We start from the raw sequence: 22,823 nt of genomic DNA on the forward strand, positions 1-22,823 counted from the left end.
TACAAGCGTTTAATACCCTGCGTCAGTATCGACGGACATCCAGCGATGTAACCCACTGAAAAGTGGGTACAACGCCAGCAGGCACAGGATCACAAAAGCCAGCAGGCTCCACTCGGGAAGAGTGATATCGAACAGTGACCAATTGATTTCGGCGCACAGGTAAGTACCGCTGTGCGAAGGCTCACTAACGTTCTCGAGAGAAAATGCATTGAGCAAATGCTGGTATTGAGTCACGACAGGCATCAACTCTTCGACCGACGCGGTCTGCAGCCATATATGAAAACCCGCCACCAGGGCACCCGGCAGCGCCAGTGCCAGCAAGACCACACAATAACGACGCCAGCCGGCTTCCTGGGGCGCGTGAATGGCCGCAATCAGACAGACCAGGCCACATCCGATGACGAACGCTCGCTGTATGAGACAAAGGATGCAGGGAACCAGGCCAAACGCATGCTGCAGATAAAGGGTAGCGCCAATGATCAGTGCACTTGCGATGAATGCCAGGAAGAACAAGGTACGCGTGCGGGCCAGATACATGGCAAATCCGTAACGAATGAGACGAGACAGTTACGGTAGAGGAAAGCACACAACGCTTTCAAGGCGACGAAGTACGGATGCTTCGCTGTTTGCAGGTGAAAGAAAACACCAGATCGGGGAGATTTTTTACCAATGAACGTAGGAACAATCCAATCCCTGAACTGGCGAGGAGTTTAAGGCGTGAAAGCCCTGAAAAAGGGCTTTCACGACGTCAGACTCAGGTACTGCTCAACGCAGGAAGCGGACGAGCCAGAAAGCGCTCATCGAGCATCCCGAGACCTTCCTGGAACAGCTGATTGCTGCGATCGGTCTCTCCCAAGCGGGCCAGCAGGCGAGCCAGTTCGGCACAGGTTTCCGGGTTGCGCTGCAAACGCAGGCTGCTTTCCAGGTAATCACGAGCCTTGCCCCACAGGCGGGCCTGCAGACAGATGCGGCCCAGGCTCAGCAGCAGGCTCGGATCATCGGGATGATGCTTGAGCCAGGCCTCGGCAACCTGCAACTGCTTCGACTCATCGCTGCCGCGCACCAGACCGTAAAGCCTGGCCAGATGGCTGTTGTAGTCCTTCTTGAGCGCTGTTCGCAGCACCTCTTCGGCCTGGGCTTCGGCCCCCAGACGACGCAACTGCTCGGCATACGCCAGTACCAGTTGCGGCTCCTGCCGCTGGGCAGAGGTGAGGTCTTTCCAGGCTTTTTCCAGCGAAGGCAGCCCGGTCAGGGCGCCGTCACCTTCTTCGCGATAGGCCGCCAGGGTGAGATTCTCGCCCCAGGCACGGCGCTCCAGCTCTGCCAGTTCCCTGGGCGGCAGCACCTTGTCCTTGCGCAGTTCGGGCAGCAGCCGGATCAGCTCGGACCAGTCGCCTCGCTGCTGATAAAGACGTTGCAACTGGCGCAGCACCTGCGGGTTGTGCGGATGGCGCTCATGCATGGCCTGCAAGGTGGTCAGCGCACCATCGGTGTCACCACGGTCCTGTTGCAGTTGCGCGTGACTCAGGGCAATCGCCAGCTCCGCCTGGGGCTGACGCTCCAGAGCACGCTCCAGCAGGCTGTCACACTCGTCGTAGCGGCCCTGCTCGTTGGCAGCACGTGCAGCGCCAAGGTAATACAGCAACGGCTGGGGATCGGCTTCGGCGGCGCGATGCAGATGACGCTGTGCGCTGGACCAGCGACCTTCGGCAAGATCCATCTGCCCCTGCTCGATTGCCAGTTGCACCCGACGGCGGCGATTGCGACGCGACCATGGATTGACCACACCACCGGATGTCGTGAGCAAGGTGATCAGAAGCCGGGCAAGGAAGATCAGCAACAGAATCGCCACGAACAGGCCAAGGGTTGCCCACAGGCTCGATTCATAGCGGAAGTTCTGATAGGCGATCAATACGTAGCCGGAGTGCTCGGCAATGGCGATACCAATCAGCGCTGCAACAGCAACGGCAATGAACAGCAGCAGGTAGACGCGCTTCATGGGCTGATCCCCCGAGCCTCGGCAGGCTGACCGGATGCATGACGACGTTCAAGGTAGGCCTGGACTGCACTCAAGCTCTGAGCCAGATCCGGCGTCACTACCGAAACAGGTTGTTTGATCAGGGTATCCAGACGCTCACCGATCACCTTGCTCTGCGGTTCATCCTGATTGAAGTTGCCCATCAGGACGCTCTTGGCTTCCAGCAGCGACTGGGTATAGACCTTCGGCTCGCCATTGAGCGCGGCCCATTGCGCCTGCTCGATTGCCAGGCTCAGGGCCAGACGGACCTGAGCAAGACTCTGGCCGGCCAGGACCGGTCGAATGTCCTTGTCGGCGTTGAAGTCGATGCGGAAGTAATGGGAAATGTGGCTCCACCAGCGGGACCAGTAACTGTCATCATTCTTGTCAGGAGTCACACCCAGGAGCGGCTCGCCTTTATCTTCGTACTCGGGCGCCAGCCTGTTGAGCTGAACGGACTGGTCACGCAGGGCAGCCAGTTGCAGGAACAAGCCGGTACGGTCCGGCTGCTCGATACTGCGTAGCGCTGCCAGGCTTTTGGCCAGTTGCTCGCGAGCGGCAAACGAGCCTGGGTCATCCTGTTCGCGCAGAATTTCATCGGCGCCCTGAACCAGCGCCTGGGCGCTGTTGATATCCTGCAAGGCCGACAGGCGCAGGCTGGCCAGACGCAGCAGATGCTCGGCCTCGGCCAGACGCCAGTCCTTGCGGCTTGCGCCGAGTACGGTTTCCAGACGCTGGCTCAGACGCTGCTGATCGCCCTGCAACTGGGCAACCAGACGACGGCTGTCTTCCAGTTGGTCGACCGGAGGAAATTGAGCAAGACGGGCACTCAGCTCCTGATCATTCTCGGTCAGGACCCGAGTCTGCTGGGCGATGCCTTCGACCTGCCCTCGCTGCTGCAAATGACCTTCCTGCAGCATGCGCAGTTGCCATACTCCCCAACCGGCGACGGCAACGCCTGCAACGGCAAGCAACAAGGCCAGGATCACCAAACCATTGCTGCGGTTACCGGTACGCACCGGGCGCACTGGATCAGGTGTGGATGTCGATGTTTTCAGCACCGATTCTTCATCTTTAGGCAAGGCTGTTTCGCTCACGTATCCATCCTTTGCATTTGGGCGTAGTTACATGAACGACAACTCGTCGCTCAGTACGCCTTGACGACAGGCTGAGGCTGATCCCGCAACGCGGCCAGCAACGCCGCAGCGTTCGCGCCACGACAATCAACCACGGTTTGAGCCCCGGCGGCACGTGCCATTTCGGCAACCCTGGGGCTCGGTACGAATAAAGGCAACCCGGCCAGTTTCGGCCAGGCATCACCTGCCAACTGAAGCAGATGTTCAAAACCCTGCCCACTGCTGACCACCAGCCCGTTCAAGCGTTCCGATTCGACGCGCTGTGAAAGGGTCGAGAGCGGATACTGAGGCAGAAAACGGCGGTACAGCGGCAAGTAGTCGACACTAACACCTTGCTCGCGCAGACGCTCTGCCAACAGCTCGCGTCCTTCATCCCCACGCATGATCAGCACCCGGCTGCCCGGTATGGAGATAGCGTCCTGCAATTCAGGCAGTTCAAGCAAGGCTTCGCTGTCATCACCCTGCTCGGGCCATTTAACACCGATCAGGCCGTAGTCGAGCAGAATCTGTCCGGTCGCCGCGCCTACGCTGAACCAGGGCTGGACAAAGGGTTGCGGCCAGATTTCATCCACCAGTTCCAGCCCAAGACGAGCCGCTGGCTTGCTGACCACAATGACCGTGCTGTAGAGAGGCAGATCGAAAATTTTCGAGCGGTCCTCGGGGGGGATGGGCAACGGCTCGATTTCAAGCAAAGGCAGACTGCTGCTGAACACGCCGTTATCGGCCAGCACCCTGGCCAGCGCTGCCGACTCTTCGGCGGGACGGGTCAGCAACAGACGCCAGGTACTCATTCGTCCCGAGCCTCGCCATAGACAGCCTTGAGAATCTGGCCTGCGCCCTGGGCCAGCAAGTCTTCGGCGACCTGCACACCCAGCGCCTGAGCCGATGTCTGCGGTGCGCGGGCCTCGGCATGCAGCAACAGACCGCCAGCCGGATCACCCACCAGCCCGCGCAGCCACACCTGATCGTCTTCCAGAACGGCGTAGCAGGCAATCGGCACCTGGCAGCCACCGTTGAGGTGTTTATTCAGCGCCCGCTCGGCAATCACGCGCACGGCCGTGTCGCCATGATGCAGCGGCGCAAGCAGTGCGTGAATTTCGGCATCGACGCTACGGCACTCGATCCCTACGGCGCCCTGGCCTCCGGCAGGCAGGCTGTCCTCGACGCTAATGGCCGAAGTGATGCGATCTTCAAAGCCCAGACGGATCAGGCCGGCGGCAGCAAGAATGATTGCGTCGTACTCACCGGCATCCAGTTTGGCCAGACGGGTGTTGACGTTGCCGCGCAGAAACCGGATTTCCAGGTCTGGACGACGTGTCAGCAGTTGAGCCTGACGTCGCAGGCTGGAAGTGCCCACGATGCTGCCAGCAGGAAGCTGCTCCAGACTGCTGAAGTTGTTGGAAACGAATGCATCACGCGGGTCTTCGCGCTCACAGATGCAGAACAGCCCAAGGCCTTCGGGGAAATCCATCGGCACGTCTTTCATGGAATGCACGGCGATATCGGCTTCGTTTTCCAGAAGCGCCGTTTCCAGCTCCTTGACGAACAAGCCCTTGCCGCCGATTTTCGACAGCGGCGAGTCGAGCAGTTTGTCGCCACGGCTGACCATGGGCACCAGCGTCACGATCAGGCCAGGATGAGCCTGTTCAAGCCTGGCTTTGACATATTCGGCCTGCCAGAGGGCAAGCGCACTTTTACGGGTGGCAATGCGGATTTCGCGAGAAGACATGGATCAATCCGTGCTTGATAAGTGCGACGGATAATAACAGCACAACCGGAACGACTTCAGCGCTGACTCAAAAAGTAAAATCGGCTTCATGACCCGGATCAACGAAATGACAGTGGCTAAGACTTCCCCCGCCCGAACCATGGGCCTCCACAACGGCAACGCTCTGTGGACAGAAACCGGCTCGACATCCTGCTGGACTTGCGGCGAGGGCAGCCACTTCTTCGTACCTTAAAGCTGTTGCATCATCTTGCGCACCCCGGCGACATGCCTACGGCTGACGATCAAGGCATCGCCATTGAGCCCCTTGAGGAACAACTGGAAATGCCCCAGCGGCGTGCGCTGCAAACGCTCGATCCGTTCCCGTGCCACCAGCGCATTGCGATGGATACGCACGAATCGGTCACCAAACTCGTCTTCCAGCGCCTTGAGCGGTTCATCCAGCAGCACTTCGCCGCCTTCATGGCGCAGGGTGACGTATTTGTGGTCGGCAATGAAAAAGATCACCTGATCCAGCGGGATCAGCTCAATGCCTTTACGGGTTCGCGCACTGATATGGCTGCGCGGACCGCTACCCGTTTCGGCAGCCGGACGGGTCATCGCGGCCAACTGCACGCGATTGGGGCGCTCGGCTTTTCTCAACGCCTCGACAAGATTCTCGGGGCGCACAGGTTTGACCAGATAACCGACGGCACTGACCTGAAAGGCGTCCAGTGCAAATTCGTCGTGCGCAGTACAAAAGACGACAGCGGGCGGAGTTTCACGCTCGCACAGTTTCGCCGCGACCTGAAGACCGTCGAGACCCGGCATGCGGATATCGAGCAGCACGACATCTGGCTTGAGGTTTTCAATCAGCGCCAAAGCTTCTTCGCCATTGGTAGCGCTGGGTTCAAGTACCCTGTAACCCTCGATTTCGCCGACCAATCGGCTCAATCGCTCGCGGGCCAGGGGTTCGTCATCAACGATCAGGACATTCATATTGCTCTGGCTTCCTGCGTGAGTCTCGCACAAGGATAGCGTAGACAGGTGTAGTGACGACCATCACGGCGCTCCACGCTCAGACTGGCGTGCGGGCCAAAAAGTGCCGTAATACGTGCACCTATATTCAACAGGGCCTGTTGAGTACCGTTGGAAGTCTGCCGTGTGGCAACTTCTTCATAGGGATTGCTGACACACAATATGAACTCTCCCCCTTCATAGTCTGCCTCGACTGTAACTATGCCCCCTTCGATGCGCGGAGCAATGCCATAGATCAAGGCGTTTTCCAGCAATGGCTGCAAGGTCAGCTGGGGAATGGGCAAATCATCAGGAATTGCGCTCACCCTCCAGTCCAACTGTAGACGCTCGCCGAGACGATATTGCTCAATCGATAAATATCGTTTCGCCAACGCCAGTTCTTCGTGCCAGGTCACCAGGCTTCCGGGCTTGGCCAGGCTGGCGCGAAACAGGTCCGACAGATCCAGTACGGCCTGCTCGGCCTTGACCGGATTGCTGGCCACCAGACTGGCAATGCTGTTGAGCGTGTTGAACAGAAAATGCGGACGAATCCTGGCCTGAAGCGATTCGATCCTGGCCTGCAATTCCCCCTGCTGCTGCTTTCGCCACTGACTCTGGAGATAAAAGTAGCGCAACATCAGCGCGGACATGATCAACGCGATCAACGAATAGCGGATATAGCGCTCGACCATACTGCCCGGCGAAATCCTGCCGGTCAGTTGGCAGACATCCGTCACCGCCGTACACAACAAGGTTAGACCCACTACCAGCATGCAGCTGAGAATACCTGCAAGCCCCGGGGAAAGACGTGCCAGCCAGGGGCGCAGCCCGCACAGCAGGGCCGCCGACAGCAGGACAATCCACTGCACGAACATCGACATCAGCGCCAGGCACACCCAATCGAACCCCTGACTCATGGGTTCGAGCAGCACCATGACCAGCACCAGCAGTTCGGCCAGCACAATGAGCACCAGCAGCGTCTGCGGCAAGCATAGTTCAGGCAGGAAAAAATCCTTGCCGGGAGTCGTTCTGGAATCGGGTTTCATAGGTCCTCTCGCATAGGCCCAGTCTCGTCCCTGGCATCGTCAGCGGCAAGCCATCCGAGAATAAAAAAGCAACAACCTGTTATCATCGCTGACGCCCTTGTGCCACGAAGCGGGCACGCCACTTTCAGCAGAGCAACGAGCGAATCCATGAGCACCGACAAGACCAACCAGTCCTGGGGCGGCCGTTTCAGTGAGCCCGTCGACGCCTTCGTCGCGCGCTTCACGGCCTCCGTCACCTTCGACCAACGCCTGTATCGTCACGACATCATGGGTTCTATCGCCCACGCTACGATGCTGGCTCAGGTCGGCGTCCTGACCGAAGCCGAGCGCGACACCATCATTGATGGCCTGAAAACCATCCAGAGCGAGATCGAAGCGGGCAGTTTCGAGTGGCGCGTCGACCTGGAAGACGTGCACATGAACATCGAAGCGCGTCTGACCGACCGCATCGGCATCACCGGCAAGAAGCTGCACACCGGCCGTAGCCGCAACGATCAGGTCGCTACCGATATCCGCCTGTGGCTGCGTGACGAAATCGACCTGATCCTCAGCGAAATCACGCGCCTGCAGAAAGGGCTGCTGGAGCAGGCCGAGCGTGAAGCCGAAACCATCATGCCGGGCTTCACTCACTTGCAGACCGCCCAGCCCGTGACGTTCGGTCACCACATGCTGGCCTGGTTCGAAATGCTCAGCCGCGACTACGAGCGTCTGGTCGACTGCCGCAAGCGCCTGAACCGCATGCCACTGGGCAGCGCCGCACTGGCAGGCACCACGTACCCGATCGACCGCGAACTGACCTGCAAGCTGCTGGGTTTCGACGCCGTAGGCGGCAACTCCCTGGACGGCGTCTCGGATCGCGACTTCGCCATCGAGTTCTGCTCTGCCGCTTCGGTTGCCATGATGCACCTGTCGCGCTTCTCCGAAGAGCTGGTGCTCTGGACCAGCGCCCAGTTCCAGTTCATCGACCTTCCGGACCGCTTCTGCACAGGCAGTTCGATCATGCCGCAGAAGAAGAACCCTGACGTACCGGAGCTGGTTCGTGGCAAGAGCGGTCGCGTGTTTGGTGCGCTGATGGGTTTGCTGACCTTGATGAAAGGCCAGCCGCTGGCCTACAACAAGGACAACCAGGAAGACAAGGAGCCGCTGTTCGACGCAGCCGACACCTTGCGTGACTCGTTGCGCGCCTTTGCCGACATGATCCCGGCCATCAAACCGAAGCACGCCATCATGCGTGAAGCGGCGCTGCGCGGTTTCTCCACCGCCACCGACCTGGCGGACTATCTGGTGCGCCGCGGCCTGCCATTCCGTGACTGCCACGAAATCGTCGGTCATGCCGTGAAGTACGGCGTGGAAACCGGCAAGGATCTGGCGGAAATGAGTCTGGAAGAGCTGCGTAAATTCAGCGATCAGATCGAGCAGGACGTATTTGCCGTGCTGACCCTGGAAGGCTCGGTCAATGCCCGTAACCACATTGGCGGCACAGCTCCGGAGCAAGTCCGGGCAGCCGTGGTTCGTGGCAAGGCGCTGCTGGAAAACCGCTAAAACTGTCGCCGTCGCGGCCAGCCCACCTGGCCGCGACGGAGCAGAACCTTATCTACCCTGCCTTGCGCGCCACCGCCTGGACACGCGCCAGGAATGATGGCCATTCAGCTTCCCTGTCGGCCGCTACCTGCTGCACATTCGGATTGAGTGCCAGATGCTCAAGCAGAGCCCGCGCACCCGGCATGTCCCGCAACAGATCAAGACCGAACAGTTTCTCAGCGACTTGCTGGGCATGGTCGACGCTGTAAAGAAAATACAGATCCGCCAGAGTGAAGTTCTCGCCCGCCACATAGGGTGCAAAACGGGCACGCTGGGCCAAGGCCTGAAACCCCTTGAGCAAGTCCCGGCGAGCCTTGGCCTTGAGGTCCTCAGGAGTGGGCCGCCCACCGAAGATCGCTTCGACGTAACACAGCCGCGCTGGCAACTCGATATACAGTTCGATTTCCTTGGCGATGGTCCAGACCTGGGCGCGGGAGAATGGGTCCTCGGGAAGCAGTGCCCGACCGGGCTGGGTTTCCTCGATGTAACGCAGGATGACATCCGTCTCACTGATGAAACCCTGGTCGGTTTCCAGTATCGGCACCTTGCCTCGCGCACTGATCGCCAGAACCTCAGGATTCTGGCATCCATGCAGCGCAACCATTTCAAAGGGTAACTGCTTCTCCAGCAGCGCCAGCTTGACCATATTGAAATAATTGCTTGCGGCAAAACCATAAAGCTTCAGCACGTCGGCCTCCATGACCTTCAAGTTTTCGGTGGCGGTACTTTTATATACTTTTCCATAAATGTCAGTGGGTTAAGCGTCCCTCACACAACTTGAGGACCGTTCTGACAGGCAGGCTTCACTGATCCCGACACAGGCAAAAGAATCCAGTTAAACTGCCAGCCTTCACTGAGGATTTACCATGACCGACCCAATCGATAACGATGAAGAAGAGTTCACCGCATCGACCCTGATCGAAGCGATTGAAAACCAGATCGAGGCAGATAACCCGCCAGCCGCCAAGGCCACCTACAACAAGCTGACCCTGGTCGGTTATGAGCGTGAAGACATTCTTGAGCTGATGGCCCATGTACTGGCCATCGAGATTGACGCCATGCTCGAAGAAGACCGGCCATTCAATACCCAGTGGTATGAAACCGCCCTGCGCGCCTTGCCGGAACTGCCGCCCGAAGCCTGACTTGCGATATTCCGGCAAGAGATATGCTGCAAAGATTCCAGGCACTGGCTACACTGCAAAGGCCCCTCTGCCAATCAAACCATAGGGGCTTTCCTGCAAGCTGGCGTTAACGGTCATACAGAGCCGACGTGTCAAACAGCCTTGTCGATTCTGTAACCCTCACGATCCAGCCAACTATAAAAGTCTGGAGTCCTTATGTCGTATACCCCTGAGCTGGTTGCCGAACTGGAAATCCTTGCACTGTTCAATCTGGGTAACACCCAGGAAGGCCTCAAAGTCCACCATGTGGCCGCCCCGACAGCCATTGCGGCTGCAAAAAGACTTTTTGAAAAAGGCCTCACCACCCAAGTTGATGGTGGCTATCTGACTAGCCTCGGGCTTGAAGCCGCCGAGCATGCCCAATCGCTGCTGACCATCCTGAACGTCTCCGAAGAGGCCGCCTGAAAAGCCGCATCACTTTGTTGAAGGCCGCTTGCTGGCAAAGACTTCAGTAACGGGCGCAACGATGTACCGGTTTCATTGCCCCTTCGCCAGCAAGCTGCCTCCTACAAGCTTTGTTTTTGCCTTGAATATCTGACATCAGGGCCTGCCGCGCAAACAAAAAGGTGCAGCGGGCCCTCCATTTGTGGGAATGTAAGCCGATAAAAAACCGGCGTCAGAATAATAACCCTACCGTGCATGTATCCTCTTGGGCTGTAGTCTTCTTCGCCATCTGCTAACCACTTCAACGCCTGCACAGGCCAGATGCTTGAGTTGCGATGACGCGTAATACCGAAATTCGTCCCGACCTGGATGAGGGCATCGACCGCAAGGTGCTCAGCCAGTTACGTAACCGCTTCCTGACTCTCAATGACGGGCGGTATGCCCGTGCCATGGAAGGGCTTTCGACTCGCCAGCAAAGCGTGCTGACGCTGCTGCCGCTGTGCTTTCATGTCAATCACCCGCTGCTGCCCGGCTACGTTTCCAGCAGCACACCTGCTGGCGTCTCCCATTACGAACCTGACGCCCAGGCGCTGACAGAGGCTCAGCGGCTGACCCGCTCCTTTTCCTATAAGGCCCGCCACGGTAATCCGCCGCAGCCCATCCACGGTCTGTTCCTGATGGGTAGCCTTGGAACTCTGGCCCAGGCAGAGCAGAGCGATATGGATGTCTGGGTCTGCCACGACTCGGATCTGGCCCCGGAAGCCATCGCCGAGCTACGCAAAAAGTGCCAGGCGCTGGAGATCTGGGCGGCGTCCATGGGCGCAGAGGCGCATTTCTTTCTGATCGACCCGCAACGTTTCCGGACCGGGGATCGCGACACCCAGCTCAGTTCCGACGACTGCGGCACCAGCCAGCACTACCTGCTGCTGGATGAGTTCTACCGCACCGCCATCTGGCTCGCTGGCCGCACACCGATGTGGTGGCTGGTGCCGGTTTATGAAGAAGAACGCTACGCCGAGTACACCCACACGCTGCTGTCCAAACGCTTCATCCGCGCCAACGAAGTGCTCGACCTTGGCCCAATGACCGGCATTCCGCCCGGCGAATTCATCGGCGCAGGGCTCTGGCAACTGTTCAAAGGCATCGAGTCACCCTACAAGTCCGTCCTCAAACTGTTGCTGATCGAGGTCTACTCCAGCGAACACCCCAACGTTCAGTGCTTGAGCCTGCGATTCAAGCAGGCCGTATTCGCCAACAGGCTGGATCTGGACGAACTGGACCCTTACATGGTCGTGTACCAGCGGATCGAAGAGCACCTGCAGGCCCGCAGCGAATCGGAGCGCCTGGAGCTGGTACGTCGCAGCCTGTATCTGAAGGTCAACAAAAAGCTCACCGGCCCGGCCCGTCAGCGCAGCAATAGCTGGCAACGCCTGCTGCTGGAACGCCTGACCAGGGAATGGGGCTGGGATGAGCGTCAACTGGCGCTGCTGGACAGTCGCAGCCAGTGGAAAGTCCGGCAGGTAGCCCACGAGCGCCGCTCGCTGGTCAACGAACTGAATTACAGCTATCGCTTCCTGGTGCAGTTCGCCCGTACGCAAAACGCACCCAACGCCATCACGGCCCGTGACGTCAGCGTGCTGGGCCGGCGCTTGTATGCCGCCTTCGAGCGCAAGGCGGGCAAAGTCGAGTTCATCAACCCGGGTATCGCCCCCGATCTGGCTGAAGACACTCTGACCCTGGTGAACTCGCCCAACAAGCGCGAGCCGGGGAAAAACCAGTGGGCCTTGTACAACGGCAATCTGGGCACCCATGAATGGCAGAACTTCTCGCCCATCAAGCGAAGCCGCGAACTGCTTGAGCTGCTGACCTGGTGCCATCGCAACGGCGTGATCGACACGAGCACCCGACTGGCCTTGCATCCAGGCCCCAGCGACCTGAGCGAGTTCGAGCTGTTCAACCTGCTGGGCGCCCTGCAGCAGACGATCCCGCTGCCACTGAGCGAAGTCAGCGACGAATACCTGCTCAAACCCAGTGTGCCCAATGAGATATTGCTGCTGGTAAACGTGGGCGTCGATCCGCTCAGGCACCATCGCGAGCTGAATATCCTGATGACGACCGAGCGCACCGACTCGCTCAGTTATGCAGGCGTGCGGGAAAATCTGGTGCTGACGCTGGACCAGATCACTCTCAATAGCTGGAATGAAACACTGGTCAGCCGCTACGACGGCCCTCACGCCCTGCTCGACTGCATGAGCGAACTGCTCAGCAATCTGCCAGAAGGCGAGGCCCAGCCACGCATACGTGTGCGCTGCTTCTGCCATAACCGGGCGCCGGCCATTGCGCAGCGGGTCGAAGAGTTGATCAATACTGCGCAGTTGCTGCTCGCCAGAGGGCTGAACCACCGTTACCTGATTCAGGTGCAACAGCAGTATCACGTACTGAAAATGACACCAGGGCAAGTGGGTCATGTGGTGGTCAACAGCCTGCCGGGGCTGTTCAATTATCTGGGCGAGGAGTCGCCGCTCTACAGCCCGCTGCACCTGGACCCGCAAGCTCTGGACGACCACGACCTGGCGCTGATCCTGCCCCATGGGCAGCCGGAGTGCATTCAGGTGTTCTATCGGGTCAACGAGCCGGACGCCGACCTGTATGTGCTCGACGAACACAACGCACTCTGGCACCAGCGCTTGCCGTATCACGACGAACAGAGCCTGCTGCTACCCTTGCAGCGCTTCTTCCATTCACTGGTCTATCGACGCGGCGCATCGCTACCACTGGATAACCCGGCAGAACCTGTCCTGCTGGACATGCTGTATTACCAGGTATTGCCATCGGGCGCAGGCCGCGCCCGACGTATCGAACCCCACCCCGCGCCGACCGCTGCGGACAAGCCGTACTACGACGTGCAGGCGATTATCGAAGAAACCTCACCGGGCCAGTTGAACGTCACGCTGTATTGCGACAACAGCGAATTCTCGGAACTGGAACATGGCGACCAACTGTTTGCCGTGGTCGCCCAACAAATCCTCGAACGCCGCCAGGAATCGCAACGCTATCGCTGCTACATCACCGACCTGGACCTCTCCGGCCTGCTGGATGATGGCCACGGACAAAGCATCCTGTTTCTGCGCCACAAGGCAGAGCTGGAAAAGGCGTTGAATGAGGAAATGGAGAAGAGCAGTAAGTAAGCTGCAAGTCAAAAGCTTGCAGCTTGCAACTTCCCCTACAAATATTCCCCCGCCGCCTCCGGCTGATATTCCACCGCCAGCAGGGTGAGCTTGAGTGTCTTGCCGCCCGGGGCGGGCCAGTCTATGTGTTGGCCGACCTGCAAGCCCAGCAGGGCGGAGCCTACCGGTGCCAGTACCGAAACCGTGCCTTCGGCGCCCGCGTCCTGCGGGTATACAAGCTTGAGGTGATAGTCCTTGCCACTGCTCTCTTCACGGCAATGCACACGTGAATTCATGGTCACCAGCCCGGCAGGCACTTCATCGTGACCGACGATCTGTTCGGCCCGGTCCAGCTCAGCCTGCAAGGCCTCGATGCCGGGGATGGACTGCGTCTGGCTGTCGATAAGGCGCTCAAGACGCTGGACATCGAGCCGGGTGAGGATAATGGAAGGTGCGGTGTTCATGATTCGGGCAGTCTCCTTTTTTCTGCGCAACAAAAGCAAAACCCCGCCGATCCGGCGGGGTTTTGACAGGCCTCTCTATCTAGAGAAGCAGGTTCTGACATTAACATCAGCCAATAAATACACAACCCGACAGGGCGTTAGCCCGCGATGCGGTTTTCCTGGGCAAGCGCCCGGCGCTGGTCGGCGTTGCGGCGAATCTGACGGCGTCGATCATCATCAGCCGAGCGCCATTCGCGAATGTCTTCCACATGGCGAAAGCAGCCCAGACAAACTTTCTGCTCGTCGAGCCGACACAGGCTGACACAGGGCGAAGGCACGGCAGGGCTGACGTTGCTGAACAACGGTTTGGGTGGCCGGGCAGGTGCGGGCGTAGTGTTATCGGTCACGATCAGATCTCGTCGAAATCCAGTTCGACGCCAGCCTGCTCCTGAGTGATGCGTACCAGCATCTCGCTCAGCAACTCGTCGCTGCTGTCGCATACCCAGCGGCTGGTTTCTTCGTCGTAGTCAAAATGAAAGCCGCCCGAACGCGCTGCCAGCCAGAGCTGACGCAGCGGCTCCTGACGGCTGAAGATGAGCTGGGTGCCGTTCTCGAACTTTACGGTCAGTACGCCAGCAGAGTTTTCAAGGTCCAGATCCAGATCGCTCTCGTCGAAAATGTCTTCCAGCGCTTGCTGGGTAGCATCCACCAGATCGTGAAAACGGGCTTCGGTCAAACTCATTACGGGAACCTCGAAAAATTTTCTGCTTATGGCACAGGGTCGCAAGATACGGACGCCGCAAGGCAAATGCAAAACATACCCGCCAGACGCGCCCTGCAACAGTTCATATCCAACGATAACGTCAAAGGCCCGCCGGACGGGTGGGCACCTGCATAGGCAAGCCGCCGGGTGGCCGGTATACTCGGGCGCAATTAATGCTTTTACAAAGGATTTCGCCATGAAGCGCCTGATCTCTTCGCTTGCTGCGCTCGTCGCGGTCGCTTGTCTTGTCACTGCGTGCGGCCAGAAAGGCCCGCTCTACCTGCCCGATGACACCAAATCATCCGACGAACAAGCCAAATCGCAATCGCACAAGCATCTTTAAGGGAATTACATGGACGCCTTCAACTACCGCGACGGTGAGCTGTTCGCGGAAGGAGTAGCCCTGTCTGCCATTGCCGAGCGTTTCGGCACGCCGACCTATGTCTACTCCCGCGCTCATATCGAAGCGCAATACCGTGCCTACGCCGACGCCCTGAGCGGCATGCCTCATCTGGTGTGCTTCGCCGTAAAAGCCAACTCCAACCTGGGCGTACTCAATGTCCTGGCGCGTCTGGGCGCCGGTTTCGACATCGTGTCCCGTGGCGAACTGGAGCGTGTGCTGGCAGCCGGCGGCAAAGCCGACAAGATCGTATTCTCCGGCGTCGGCAAGACCCGAGACGACATGCGCCGCGCCCTTGAAGTCGGCGTGCATTGCTTCAACGTCGAGTCCACTGACGAACTCGAACGCCTTCAAGTCGTGGCGGCCGAGCTGAATGTCCGTGCGCCGATCTCCCTGCGCGTCAACCCGGACGTGGATGCAGGCACTCACCCGTACATTTCCACAGGCCTTAAAGAGAACAAGTTCGGCATCGCCATCGCGGATGCCGAAGACGTCTACGTTCGCGCCTCGCAGTTGCCGAACCTGGAAGTCCTGGGTGTCGACTGCCATATCGGCTCGCAACTGACGACCCTGGAACCCTTCATCGATGCACTGGATCGCCTGCTGGATCTGGTGGATCGTCTTGGCGATTGCGGCATTCACTTGCGTCATATCGATCTGGGTGGCGGCCTGGGCGTGCGTTATCGCGACGAAGAGCCACCATTGGCGGCCAACTACATCAAGGCCGTGCGCGAGCGCCTTGCCGGTCGCGACCTGGGGCTGATGTTCGAGCCGGGCCGCTTCATCGTGGCCAATGCCGGCGTGCTGCTGACTCAGGTCGAGTACCTCAAGCACACCGAGCACAAGGATTTCGCCATCGTCGATGCGGCCATGAACGACCTGATCCGTCCGGCGCTGTATCAGGCCTGGATGGATGTCACAGCCGTGCGCCCACGTGATGGCGCAGCACGCACTTATGACATCGTCGGCCCGATCTGCGAAACCGGTGATTTTCTGGCCAAGAGCCGCGAACTGGCTCTGGCTGAAGGCGATTTGCTGGCTGTTCACTCGGCCGGCGCCTATGGTTTTGTCATGAGTTCGAACTACAACACGCGCGGCCGTGCTGCCGAAGTGTTGGTCGATGGTTCACAAGCCTTTGAAGTGCGTCGTCGCGAAACCGTGACCGAGCTGTTCGCTGGCGAAAGCCTGCTGCCGGAGTAAACCCATGCTGCTGCGTTTTACCAAGATGCATGGGTTGGGTAATGACTTCATGGTCCTGGACCTGGTGAGTCAGCACGCGCATATTTTGCCCAAGCACGCCAAACAATGGGGCGACCGGCATACCGGCATCGGTTTCGACCAGTTGCTGATCGTCGAAGCGCCCAGCAATCCGGACGTGGATTTCCGTTACCGGATTTTCAACTCCGACGGTTCCGAAGTGGAGCAGTGTGGCAACGGTGCCCGCTGCTTCGCCCGCTTCGTGCTGGACAAGCGCCTGACGGCCAAGCGCCAGATCCGGGTCGAAACCAAGAGCGGCATCATCGAGCTGGATGTGCGCAACGACGGGCAGATCAGCGTCGACATGGGGCCGCCACGCCTGGCCCCACAGGATATTCCGTTCACGGCCCCCGCTCAGGCACTGAGCTACAACGTCGATGTCGACGGCCAGAACGTCGAGCTGGCTGCGGTGTCCATGGGCAATCCCCATGCGGTCCTGCGGGTAGACGACATCAACGGCGCGCCGGTGCATGAACTGGGTCCGAAAATCGAGCATCACCCGCGCTTCCCGGCACGGGTCAATGTGGGCTTTCTTCACGTCATCGATCGCCAGCGCGCACAATTGCGCGTCTGGGAGCGCGGCGCAGGTGAAACCCAGGCCTGCGGCACCGGCGCATGTGCTGCAGCCGTAGCGGCCATCAGCCAGGGCTGGATGGATTCGCCTCTGTTGATCGATCTGCCCGGCGGACGCCTGTCCATCGAGTGGGCAGGTCCGGGGCATTCTGTGATGATGACAGGCCCGGCAGTACGGGTTTACGAAGGCCAAGTTCGTCTATGAGTGAGCAAATGCGATGACCGATCAGCCTCCGGCTTCAACCGACAACACCAGCGAATCGCCTGCCGATAGCGCAGTGCCAAACCTTGAAGCAGAGGCGGTTATCGCTTTCCTGCTCAAACAACCGGATTTCTTCGCTGAACACGACGAGTTACTGGTGTCGATGCGTATCCCTCACCAGCGCGGCGATACCGTCTCGCTGGTCGAGCGTCAGCTCAAGCTGCTGCGTGAACGCAATATCGAAATGCGTCATCGACTCTCGCAGTTGATGGATGTGGCCCGCGACAACGACCGTTTGTTCGAGAAAACCCGACGCCTCAACCTCGCCATGATGGACGCCACCAGCCTGGATGAACTGATCATTGCGGTGGAAGACAGCCTGCGCCAGGAATTCAAGGTGCCCTTTGTCAGCCTGGTCCTGTTCAGCGACAACCCCATGCCCGTCGGCCGCTGGGTCAGCAGTACCGACGCACAGAAAGCCATTGGCGGCCTGATCGGCGAGAAAACTGTGTGCGGCGCCTTACGCGAGCATGAACTGACCTTCCTGTTCGGCGACGAACAAAGCAAGGAAGTGGGCTCCACCGCCATCGTGACCCTGAACCATCTGGGCCTGCACGGCGTACTTGCCATCGGCAGCCGCGATCCGCAGCACTATAAAAGCTCGGTCGGCACCCTGTTCCTCAGTTATATCGCCGACGTCCTGAGCCGCCTGCTGCCGCGCTTCACTCATTCGCTACGCTCGGTTCGCTAAACATGGAACAGCATCTGGACGCCTACTGCACTCACCTGCGCAGTGAGCGTCAGGTGTCGCCTCATACGCTGGATGCCTATCGACGCGACCTGAACAAGGTGCTCGAATTCAGCAAGAAGGCGGGCGTTTCAAACTGGACAGACCTGGATATCCAGCTTCTGCGCAGCTTTACTGCCCGCCAGCACCAGCAAGGCCAGTCCTCACGCAGCCTGGCGCGCATGCTGTCGGCGGTGCGCGGACTCTACAAATACCTGTGTCGCGAAGGCCTGTGCGAGCATGACCCGGCCAATGGCCTGGCACCGCCCAAAGGCGAGCGGCGGCTGCCCAAGACCCTCGACACCGACCGCACTTCGCAACTTCTGGACGGCGCCGTCGAGGACGACTTCCTGGCCCATCGCGATCAGGCCATCATGGAGCTGCTGTATTCCTCAGGGCTGCGCCTGTCGGAGCTTACGAGCCTGAATCTGGATCAACTGGACCTGAGCGACGGGCTGGTCCAGGTACTCGGCAAAGGCAGCAAGACCCGCGTGCTTCCGGTGGGCACCAAGGCCCGTCAGGCCCTGGAAACCTGGCTGCCACTGCGCGCCCTGGCCAATCCGCAGGACGATGCGGTATTCGTCAGCCAGCAAGGCCGGCGACTGGGGCCAAGAGCGATCCAGAAACGGCTCAAGGCCGCCGGGGAACGCGAGCTGGGCCAAAACCTTCACCCGCACATGCTGCGCCACTCATTCGCGAGTCACCTGCTGGAGTCCTCCCAGGATCTGCGCGCCGTGCAGGAACTGCTTGGTCACGCCGACATCAAGACCACGCAAATCTATACCCACCTGGACTTCCAGCATCTGGCCAGCGTGTACGACAGCGCCCACCCCCGCGCCAGGCGCAAAGGAGTTGCCGATGATTAAACTCATTACCTTCGATCTCGATGACACCCTGTGGGACACGGCCCCGGCCATCGCCAGTGCCGAAACGGTACTGCGCAACTGGCTAGGCGAGCATGCGCCCCTGCTCGGACCATTGCCGATCGAACACCTGTGGGAAATCCGCTCACGCCTGATCGAAGCCGAACCGACCCTCAAGCACCGCATCAGCGCCCTGAGGCGCCGCGTGCTGTTTCATGCCTTGCAGGACGCAGGCTATGACGCTTCACAGGCACAGGAACTGGCTGACGAGAGTTTTGAAGTGTTCCTGCATGCCAGGCATCAGGTGCAGATATTCCCGCAAGTGCAGCCAACCCTGGAAATCCTCGCCAAGACCTTCACCCTGGGCGTCATCACCAACGGCAACGCTGATGTGCGCCGCCTGGGGCTGGCGGACTACTTCGCCTTCGCCCTGTGCGCCGAAGACCTGGGCATCGGCAAGCCCGATCCAGCACCGTTTCTGGAAGCGCTAAAGCGTGGCAATAGCGATGCCGTCAACGCCGTCCACATAGGCGATCACCCCAGCGACGACATCGAAGGCGCCCAGCGCGCCGGCCTGCGGGCCATCTGGTACAACCCGCAAGGCAAGGCCTGGGAAGCCGACAGGCTGCCCGATGCAGAGATCAACAACCTGAACCAGTTGCCCGAGATCCTGAAGCGACTGTAGAAGCAATCGGGCGGCGCTCCGCTCATTCGCGAATGAAATTCGCGCCTACAAAAGCATCGCCCAAGAAAAAGCCCGCAGCGACAGCGGGCTTTTTCTCATACGGTCATTGCCCCCTTAGATAGGGCGGCTACCGTATTTGTTGTCCGGCTTCTTGGGCGGATCGGCGACCACATTGGCCTCCACTTCCTGCACCTTGCCACCACGGGCGAGGAATTCTTCCATCGCACGGGCCAGAGCATCTCGCTCTTTGTTCTTGGCTTCTACACTGGGAAGCTCATCGACCGAAACTGCAGCCTTGGACTTGCCCTTGGCAGGTGTAGCCGAGACTTCAGCACCATCATCAGAGTCGGCAGCGTCGTCTTCAGGAGCAGCAGCAAGCTCCTCGCCGTCTTCCTCACCTTCCAGATCGTCTACCAGATCGTCGTTATCGTTGTCGTCGTCGCTCATGTTCTACCTCATGACTTGCGAAAGCAGATTAGTTATAGCCCAACAGCCCTGAAAATCGAAGGCTGTCGGAAAAAATTCAACACCGCTGAAACCAGCGGTCATGTCCATTCACCCTGAAGGGTTGCAAGGACACTGCGAGCACCGCCAGCCTCTCGATGCTCACCCAGATAAACACCTTGCCAGGTGCCCAACGCCAATCGCCCAGCCGTTACCGGTAAAACCAACTGGCAGCCTAACAAACTGGCCTTGAAATGCGCCGGCAAATCGTCAGGACCTTCGTCGTTATGTTCATATCCGTCAGTACCCTCTGGGACCAGACGGCTGAAAAAGCGCTCGAAATCACGACGTACCGCCGGGTCGGCATTCTCGTTGACGGTCAACGAGGCCGAGGTATGTTGCAGCCACAAATGCAGCAATCCGACTCGACAACCACGCAGCTCGGGCAACCCTGCAAGTATCTCGTCCGTTACCAGATGAAACCCGCGAGGCCTTGCCCGGAGGGTAATTCTGGATTGATGCCACATACCGTTCTCCGCACGTTCGGCGCGCATTCTAACTCGACTGAGAAAAAAGCAAAGCGCGCAATAAACAAGCCGGTCTACAAGTTAACGATCATCCCCGTGACAGCATTACAACCGCTGTACCGATAAGCCGCAATCATCGGTAACGACACAGACAATTGAAGCTGGAATGCGCAGATGGTTCACAAAGTCCGGATAAAAAAAATGCCCGGGAAGACCGGGCATTTTTCTGTAGCTACGGTTGATTACAAGTTGTAGCCACGCTCGTTGTGTTGCGCAAGGTCCAGACCCACGGACTCTTCTTCGTCGGTCACACGCAGACCGATGACAACGTCCAGCACCTTGAGGATGATGTAGGTCACGATTGCGGTGTAGATGACGGTGAAGGCTACGCCCTTGAACTGAATCCAGACTTGAGCACCGATGTCGGTCACAGTGCCGAAGCCGCCCAGTGCAGGTGCAGCGAATACGCCAGTCAGGATCGCGCCGACGATACCGCCGACACCGTGAACACCGAATGCATCCAGGGAGTCATCGTAGCCCAGTTTGCGTTTCAGGCTGGTGGCGCAGAAGAAGCAGATCACGCCAGACGCCAGACCGATGATCAGGGCACCCATCGGGCCTGCTGTACCGGCAGCCGGAGTGATGGCAACCAGACCGGCAACCACACCCGAAGCGATACCCAAGGCGCTTGGCTTGCCGTGAGTCAGCCACTCGGCGAACATCCAGCCCAGAGCAGCAGCCGCGGTAGCGATCTGGGTTACCAGCATGGCCATACCGGCAGTGCCGTTTGCAGCAGCAGCGGAACCGGCGTTGAAACCGAACCAGCCGATCCACAGCATGGCAGCACCGATCAGGGTGTAACCCAGGTTGTGCGGAGCCATCGGAGTGGTCGGGAAGCCTTTACGCTTGCCCAGCACCAGACAGGCAACCAGACCAGCCACACCAGCGTTGATGTGCACGACAGTGCCGCCAGCGAAGTCCAGAACGCCCCAGTCCCACATCAGGCCACCGACGCCGCCCCAGACCATGTGGGCGATTGGCGCGTAGACCAGAGTGAACCAGATAGCCATGAAGATCAGCATCGCGGAGAACTTCATGCGTTCTGCGAAAGCACCGACGATCAGGGCTGGAGTGATGATGGCGAAAGTCATCTGGAAGGTGACGAACACTGCTTCAGGGAACAAGGCCGCAGAACCGGTGATGCTCGAAGGCGTGATACCCGCCAGAAACGCCTTGCCCAGACCGCCGAAGAAGGAGTTGAAGTTGACGACGCCAGCTTCCATGCCCGTGGTGTCGAAAGCAAGGCTGTAGCCGTAGACGACCCACAGGATGCTGATCAGACCGGTAATGGCGAAGCACTGCATCATCACGGAAAGAATGTTTTTAGAGCGGACCATGCCGCCGTAGAACAGGGCAAGACCGGGGATGGTCATGAACAGCACCAGCGCGGTGGCTGTCAGCATCCAGGCGGTGTCACCTGAGTTGAGAACAGGGGCTGCCACTTCGTCCGCCGCCATGGCCAGGCCAGGGGTTACGAGGGACAACAGGGCTCCTAGCCCTGCGAATTGACGCAGAGTCATATTGTTTACTCCTGGGGCGTGGGGTTTGGCGGCTTAAATGGCGTCGGTATCGGTTTCGCCGGTACGGATGCGTATAGCCTGTTCCAGATTCACAACAAAAATTTTGCCGTCCCCGATCTTGCCGGTGTTGGCAGCCTTGGTGATGGCCTCGATGACGCGATCCAGATCCTTGTCATCGATAGCGACGTCGATCTTCACTTTTGGAAGGAAGTCGACTACGTATTCAGCACCGCGATACAGCTCGGTGTGTCCCTTTTGGCGACCGAAACCTTTTACCTCGGTAACAGTGATGCCCTGCACGCCGATTTCGGACAGCGACTCGCGCACGTCGTCCAGTTTGAACGGCTTGATGATGGCAGTGACTAGCTTCATGAAAACTTTCTCCCGAATTGGTGGACTTGCCCCAGGAAAACAAACCCGACTCAAGTCTAAGCGCAGTGCCTGGCTTTGTAACGCGTCGGCGGCCAGTTAAAGGCCCGACCAACTCCAGAAAACCGCTTCTGACGAAACACATCCCCGCTCCGCCTGCCGCACTGCATTCGTCACAGCGACTGCATCAGTGCATGGGTCACAAGCCATTAAGCAGAAAGCTTGCCATCTCGTGAATATTCATCAAATACAGGGCCTTGAGCACTTTTTCAGCCATCTGGCCCGTTTTGGCCACCACGCAACGCACAACTACAGTGCACTCGTGCACGCCCCCACGCTCAATAACTGTGCATCGCCGGTGCCCTGAAAATGACTATAGATGCTGCGTGCTACACTGCCGCCCATCTGATACAGGAAAATCATCATGCTCGCGCCCAAAGCTTTCCTCGACGCCCTGAGTGGCCACGCCTCCCGCCTGTTCAACGGCGAGACCCCGCTGCCCCGCAACGAATTTGAAACCCAGTTCAAGGCCCTGCTGCAAAGCGGCTTCAGCAAACTGGATCTGGTCAGCCGCGAAGAATTCGACAGCCAGATGGCCGTACTTGCCCGCACGCGGGCTCGCCTTGAGGCACTGGAGGCCAAGGTGGCGGAGATGGAAGAGAAGATCGGGGCCAGCGGCCGGGACGACTAAAGGCT

At 59.1% G+C, this 22,823-nt stretch carries 26 protein-coding genes; 11 read left to right on the top strand and 15 right to left on the bottom strand.

The window, feature by feature from the left end; all coding sequences use genetic code 11:
* Window positions 1–9: 9 nt before the first annotated feature.
* The 7 genes from CKW23_RS07690 to CKW23_RS07720 all read right to left on the bottom strand — a co-directional run bounded on the left by CKW23_RS07690 (window position 10) and on the right by CKW23_RS07720 (window position 6,921).
* Entirely contained in the window at window positions 10–537 is a 528-nt protein-coding gene (locus CKW23_RS07690) for a disulfide bond formation protein B (protein ID WP_095067336.1), read from the bottom strand.
* A gap of 217 nt (window positions 538–754) precedes the next feature.
* The gene (locus CKW23_RS07695) at window positions 755–1,999 is read right to left on the bottom strand and encodes a heme biosynthesis protein HemY (protein WP_095067337.1); all 1,245 of its coding nucleotides are present in this window, start codon (window positions 1,997–1,999) and stop codon (window positions 755–757) included.
* Complete coding sequence (locus tag CKW23_RS07700) at window positions 1,996–3,114, bottom strand: uroporphyrinogen-III C-methyltransferase (protein ID WP_025257972.1); 1,119 nt, start codon at window positions 3,112–3,114, stop codon at window positions 1,996–1,998. The genes CKW23_RS07695 and CKW23_RS07700 overlap by 4 nt, the downstream gene beginning before the upstream one ends.
* Window positions 3,115–3,164: 50 nt before the next feature.
* Complete coding sequence (locus CKW23_RS07705; protein ID WP_025257971.1) at window positions 3,165–3,944, bottom strand: uroporphyrinogen-III synthase; 780 nt, start codon at window positions 3,942–3,944, stop codon at window positions 3,165–3,167.
* The gene (gene hemC / locus CKW23_RS07710) at window positions 3,941–4,882 is read right to left on the bottom strand and encodes a hydroxymethylbilane synthase (RefSeq protein WP_025257970.1); all 942 of its coding nucleotides are present in this window, start codon (window positions 4,880–4,882) and stop codon (window positions 3,941–3,943) included. The genes CKW23_RS07705 and hemC overlap by 4 nt, the downstream gene beginning before the upstream one ends.
* A 228-nt stretch (window positions 4,883–5,110) precedes the next feature.
* Window positions 5,111–5,857, bottom strand: coding sequence for a LytTR family DNA-binding domain-containing protein (locus CKW23_RS07715; RefSeq protein ID WP_025257969.1), 747 nt, complete (start codon window positions 5,855–5,857; stop codon window positions 5,111–5,113).
* Window positions 5,854–6,921: a sensor histidine kinase gene (locus CKW23_RS07720; RefSeq protein WP_095067338.1), complete on the bottom strand. Its 1,068-nt coding sequence runs from the start codon at window positions 6,919–6,921 to the stop codon at window positions 5,854–5,856. The genes CKW23_RS07715 and CKW23_RS07720 overlap by 4 nt, the downstream gene beginning before the upstream one ends.
* Before the next feature lie 147 nt (window positions 6,922–7,068).
* Between CKW23_RS07720 and argH the strand changes: the two genes are divergently transcribed.
* On the top strand, window positions 7,069–8,463 hold the full coding sequence (gene argH, locus CKW23_RS07725; protein WP_025257967.1) for an argininosuccinate lyase: 1,395 nt from the start codon (window positions 7,069–7,071) through the stop codon (window positions 8,461–8,463).
* Between the two features lie 52 nt (window positions 8,464–8,515).
* Here argH and CKW23_RS07730 read toward each other — a convergent pair whose 3' ends face one another.
* Window positions 8,516–9,190, bottom strand: coding sequence for a glutathione S-transferase family protein (locus tag CKW23_RS07730; protein ID WP_025257966.1), 675 nt, complete (start codon window positions 9,188–9,190; stop codon window positions 8,516–8,518).
* Between the two features lie 178 nt (window positions 9,191–9,368).
* On the opposite strand from CKW23_RS07730, the gene CKW23_RS07735 reads away from it, so the two are divergent.
* The 3 genes from CKW23_RS07735 (at window position 9,369) to CKW23_RS07745 (ending at window position 13,255) form a co-directional block, all read left to right on the top strand.
* Window positions 9,369–9,644 (top strand): hypothetical protein, encoded by a 276-nt coding sequence (locus CKW23_RS07735; RefSeq protein ID WP_025257965.1) that lies wholly within the window; start codon window positions 9,369–9,371, stop codon window positions 9,642–9,644.
* A gap of 195 nt (window positions 9,645–9,839) precedes the next feature.
* Window positions 9,840–10,088, top strand: coding sequence for a TIGR02647 family protein (locus CKW23_RS07740; protein ID WP_025257964.1), 249 nt, complete (start codon window positions 9,840–9,842; stop codon window positions 10,086–10,088).
* Window positions 10,089–10,402: 314 nt separating this feature from the next.
* Window positions 10,403–13,255: a class I adenylate cyclase gene (locus tag CKW23_RS07745; protein WP_025257963.1), complete on the top strand. Its 2,853-nt coding sequence runs from the start codon at window positions 10,403–10,405 to the stop codon at window positions 13,253–13,255.
* Window positions 13,256–13,290: 35 nt separating this feature from the next.
* On the opposite strand, the gene rnk is transcribed toward CKW23_RS07745, so the two are convergent.
* The 3 genes from rnk to cyaY form a co-directional block, all read right to left on the bottom strand.
* Complete coding sequence (gene rnk, locus CKW23_RS07750; protein WP_025257962.1) at window positions 13,291–13,698, bottom strand: nucleoside diphosphate kinase regulator; 408 nt, start codon at window positions 13,696–13,698, stop codon at window positions 13,291–13,293.
* A 137-nt stretch (window positions 13,699–13,835) separates the two neighbouring features.
* Window positions 13,836–14,084 carry a DUF1289 domain-containing protein gene (locus tag CKW23_RS07755; RefSeq protein WP_025257961.1) on the bottom strand — a complete coding sequence of 83 codons (249 nt, stop codon included), beginning with the start codon at window positions 14,082–14,084 and terminating at the stop codon, window positions 13,836–13,838.
* A gap of 2 nt (window positions 14,085–14,086) precedes the next feature.
* Entirely contained in the window at window positions 14,087–14,419 is a 333-nt protein-coding gene (gene cyaY, locus CKW23_RS07760; protein ID WP_025257960.1) for an iron donor protein CyaY, read from the bottom strand.
* 217 nt (window positions 14,420–14,636) lie between these two features.
* Between cyaY and CKW23_RS07770 the strand changes: the two genes are divergently transcribed.
* From CKW23_RS07770 to CKW23_RS07795, 6 genes are read left to right on the top strand one after another with little or no spacing between them, the layout of a single operon-like run.
* Complete coding sequence (locus tag CKW23_RS07770; protein WP_038399723.1) at window positions 14,637–14,783, top strand: lipoprotein; 147 nt, start codon at window positions 14,637–14,639, stop codon at window positions 14,781–14,783.
* Between the two features lie 9 nt (window positions 14,784–14,792).
* Entirely contained in the window at window positions 14,793–16,040 is a 1,248-nt protein-coding gene (gene lysA, locus CKW23_RS07775) for a diaminopimelate decarboxylase (protein WP_025257959.1), read from the top strand.
* Between the two features lie 4 nt (window positions 16,041–16,044).
* Window positions 16,045–16,875, top strand: coding sequence for a diaminopimelate epimerase (dapF, locus tag CKW23_RS07780; protein WP_025257958.1), 831 nt, complete (start codon window positions 16,045–16,047; stop codon window positions 16,873–16,875).
* Window positions 16,876–16,888: 13 nt separating this feature from the next.
* Window positions 16,889–17,623, top strand: coding sequence for a DUF484 family protein (locus CKW23_RS07785; RefSeq protein WP_025257957.1), 735 nt, complete (start codon window positions 16,889–16,891; stop codon window positions 17,621–17,623).
* Window positions 17,624–17,625: 2 nt separating this feature from the next.
* Window positions 17,626–18,525, top strand: coding sequence for a tyrosine recombinase XerC (xerC, locus tag CKW23_RS07790; protein WP_025257956.1), 900 nt, complete (start codon window positions 17,626–17,628; stop codon window positions 18,523–18,525).
* Entirely contained in the window at window positions 18,518–19,207 is a 690-nt protein-coding gene (locus tag CKW23_RS07795) for an HAD family hydrolase (protein ID WP_025257955.1), read from the top strand. Before xerC ends, CKW23_RS07795 begins: the two co-directional genes overlap by 8 nt.
* A 114-nt stretch (window positions 19,208–19,321) precedes the next feature.
* Here CKW23_RS07795 and sutA read toward each other — a convergent pair whose 3' ends face one another.
* From sutA to glnK, 4 genes are all read right to left on the bottom strand, one after another.
* Window positions 19,322–19,654 (bottom strand): transcriptional regulator SutA, encoded by a 333-nt coding sequence (gene sutA / locus CKW23_RS07800; RefSeq protein ID WP_025257954.1) that lies wholly within the window; start codon window positions 19,652–19,654, stop codon window positions 19,322–19,324.
* A gap of 98 nt (window positions 19,655–19,752) precedes the next feature.
* A complete protein-coding gene (locus tag CKW23_RS07805; RefSeq protein WP_038399722.1) occupies window positions 19,753–20,178 on the bottom strand; it encodes a secondary thiamine-phosphate synthase enzyme YjbQ in 426 nt (141 codons plus the stop codon).
* A gap of 242 nt (window positions 20,179–20,420) precedes the next feature.
* A complete protein-coding gene (locus tag CKW23_RS07810) occupies window positions 20,421–21,758 on the bottom strand; it encodes an ammonium transporter (protein ID WP_025257953.1) in 1,338 nt (445 codons plus the stop codon).
* 33 nt (window positions 21,759–21,791) lie between these two features.
* Window positions 21,792–22,130 carry a P-II family nitrogen regulator gene (glnK, locus tag CKW23_RS07815; RefSeq protein ID WP_002555808.1) on the bottom strand — a complete coding sequence of 113 codons (339 nt, stop codon included), beginning with the start codon at window positions 22,128–22,130 and terminating at the stop codon, window positions 21,792–21,794.
* A 421-nt stretch (window positions 22,131–22,551) separates the two neighbouring features.
* On the opposite strand from glnK, the gene CKW23_RS07820 reads away from it, so the two are divergent.
* Complete coding sequence (locus tag CKW23_RS07820; protein ID WP_025257952.1) at window positions 22,552–22,818, top strand: accessory factor UbiK family protein; 267 nt, start codon at window positions 22,552–22,554, stop codon at window positions 22,816–22,818.
* Window positions 22,819–22,823 lie beyond the last annotated feature (5 nt).

Source organism: Pseudomonas sp. Irchel 3A18, from assembly GCF_900187465.1.
GTDB lineage: Bacteria > Pseudomonadota > Gammaproteobacteria > Pseudomonadales > Pseudomonadaceae > Aquipseudomonas > Aquipseudomonas cichorii.

Excerpts from the sequence above, each read along its gene's own strand:
- CKW23_RS07740 (WP_025257964.1), top strand. The coding sequence starts at position 9,840 with ATGTCGTATACCCCTGAGCTGGTTGCCGAACTGGAAATCCTTGCACTG.
- lysA (WP_025257959.1), top strand. The coding sequence starts at position 14,793 with ATGGACGCCTTCAACTACCGCGACGGTGAGCTGTTCGCGGAAGGAGTA.
- CKW23_RS07745 (WP_025257963.1), top strand. The coding sequence starts at position 10,403 with ATGACGCGTAATACCGAAATTCGTCCCGACCTGGATGAGGGCATCGAC.
- CKW23_RS07695 (WP_095067337.1), bottom strand. The coding sequence starts at position 1,999 with ATGAAGCGCGTCTACCTGCTGCTGTTCATTGCCGTTGCTGTTGCAGCG.
- CKW23_RS07705 (WP_025257971.1), bottom strand. The coding sequence starts at position 3,944 with ATGAGTACCTGGCGTCTGTTGCTGACCCGTCCCGCCGAAGAGTCGGCA.
- CKW23_RS07715 (WP_025257969.1), bottom strand. The coding sequence starts at position 5,857 with ATGAATGTCCTGATCGTTGATGACGAACCCCTGGCCCGCGAGCGATTG.
- CKW23_RS07810 (WP_025257953.1), bottom strand. The coding sequence starts at position 21,758 with ATGACTCTGCGTCAATTCGCAGGGCTAGGAGCCCTGTTGTCCCTCGTA.
- CKW23_RS07735 (WP_025257965.1), top strand. The coding sequence starts at position 9,369 with ATGACCGACCCAATCGATAACGATGAAGAAGAGTTCACCGCATCGACC.
- CKW23_RS07690 (WP_095067336.1), bottom strand. The coding sequence starts at position 537 with ATGTATCTGGCCCGCACGCGTACCTTGTTCTTCCTGGCATTCATCGCA.
- CKW23_RS07720 (WP_095067338.1), bottom strand. The coding sequence starts at position 6,921 with ATGAAACCCGATTCCAGAACGACTCCCGGCAAGGATTTTTTCCTGCCT.
- cyaY (WP_025257960.1), bottom strand. The coding sequence starts at position 14,419 with ATGAGTTTGACCGAAGCCCGTTTTCACGATCTGGTGGATGCTACCCAG.
- hemC (WP_025257970.1), bottom strand. The coding sequence starts at position 4,882 with ATGTCTTCTCGCGAAATCCGCATTGCCACCCGTAAAAGTGCGCTTGCC.
- argH (WP_025257967.1), top strand. The coding sequence starts at position 7,069 with ATGAGCACCGACAAGACCAACCAGTCCTGGGGCGGCCGTTTCAGTGAG.
- dapF (WP_025257958.1), top strand. The coding sequence starts at position 16,045 with ATGCTGCTGCGTTTTACCAAGATGCATGGGTTGGGTAATGACTTCATG.
- glnK (WP_002555808.1), bottom strand. The coding sequence starts at position 22,130 with ATGAAGCTAGTCACTGCCATCATCAAGCCGTTCAAACTGGACGACGTG.
- CKW23_RS07770 (WP_038399723.1), top strand. The coding sequence starts at position 14,637 with ATGAAGCGCCTGATCTCTTCGCTTGCTGCGCTCGTCGCGGTCGCTTGT.
- CKW23_RS07805 (WP_038399722.1), bottom strand. The coding sequence starts at position 20,178 with ATGTGGCATCAATCCAGAATTACCCTCCGGGCAAGGCCTCGCGGGTTT.
- CKW23_RS07795 (WP_025257955.1), top strand. The coding sequence starts at position 18,518 with ATGATTAAACTCATTACCTTCGATCTCGATGACACCCTGTGGGACACG.
- sutA (WP_025257954.1), bottom strand. The coding sequence starts at position 19,654 with ATGAGCGACGACGACAACGATAACGACGATCTGGTAGACGATCTGGAA.
- CKW23_RS07785 (WP_025257957.1), top strand. The coding sequence starts at position 16,889 with ATGACCGATCAGCCTCCGGCTTCAACCGACAACACCAGCGAATCGCCT.
- CKW23_RS07820 (WP_025257952.1), top strand. The coding sequence starts at position 22,552 with ATGCTCGCGCCCAAAGCTTTCCTCGACGCCCTGAGTGGCCACGCCTCC.
- rnk (WP_025257962.1), bottom strand. The coding sequence starts at position 13,698 with ATGAACACCGCACCTTCCATTATCCTCACCCGGCTCGATGTCCAGCGT.
- xerC (WP_025257956.1), top strand. The coding sequence starts at position 17,626 with ATGGAACAGCATCTGGACGCCTACTGCACTCACCTGCGCAGTGAGCGT.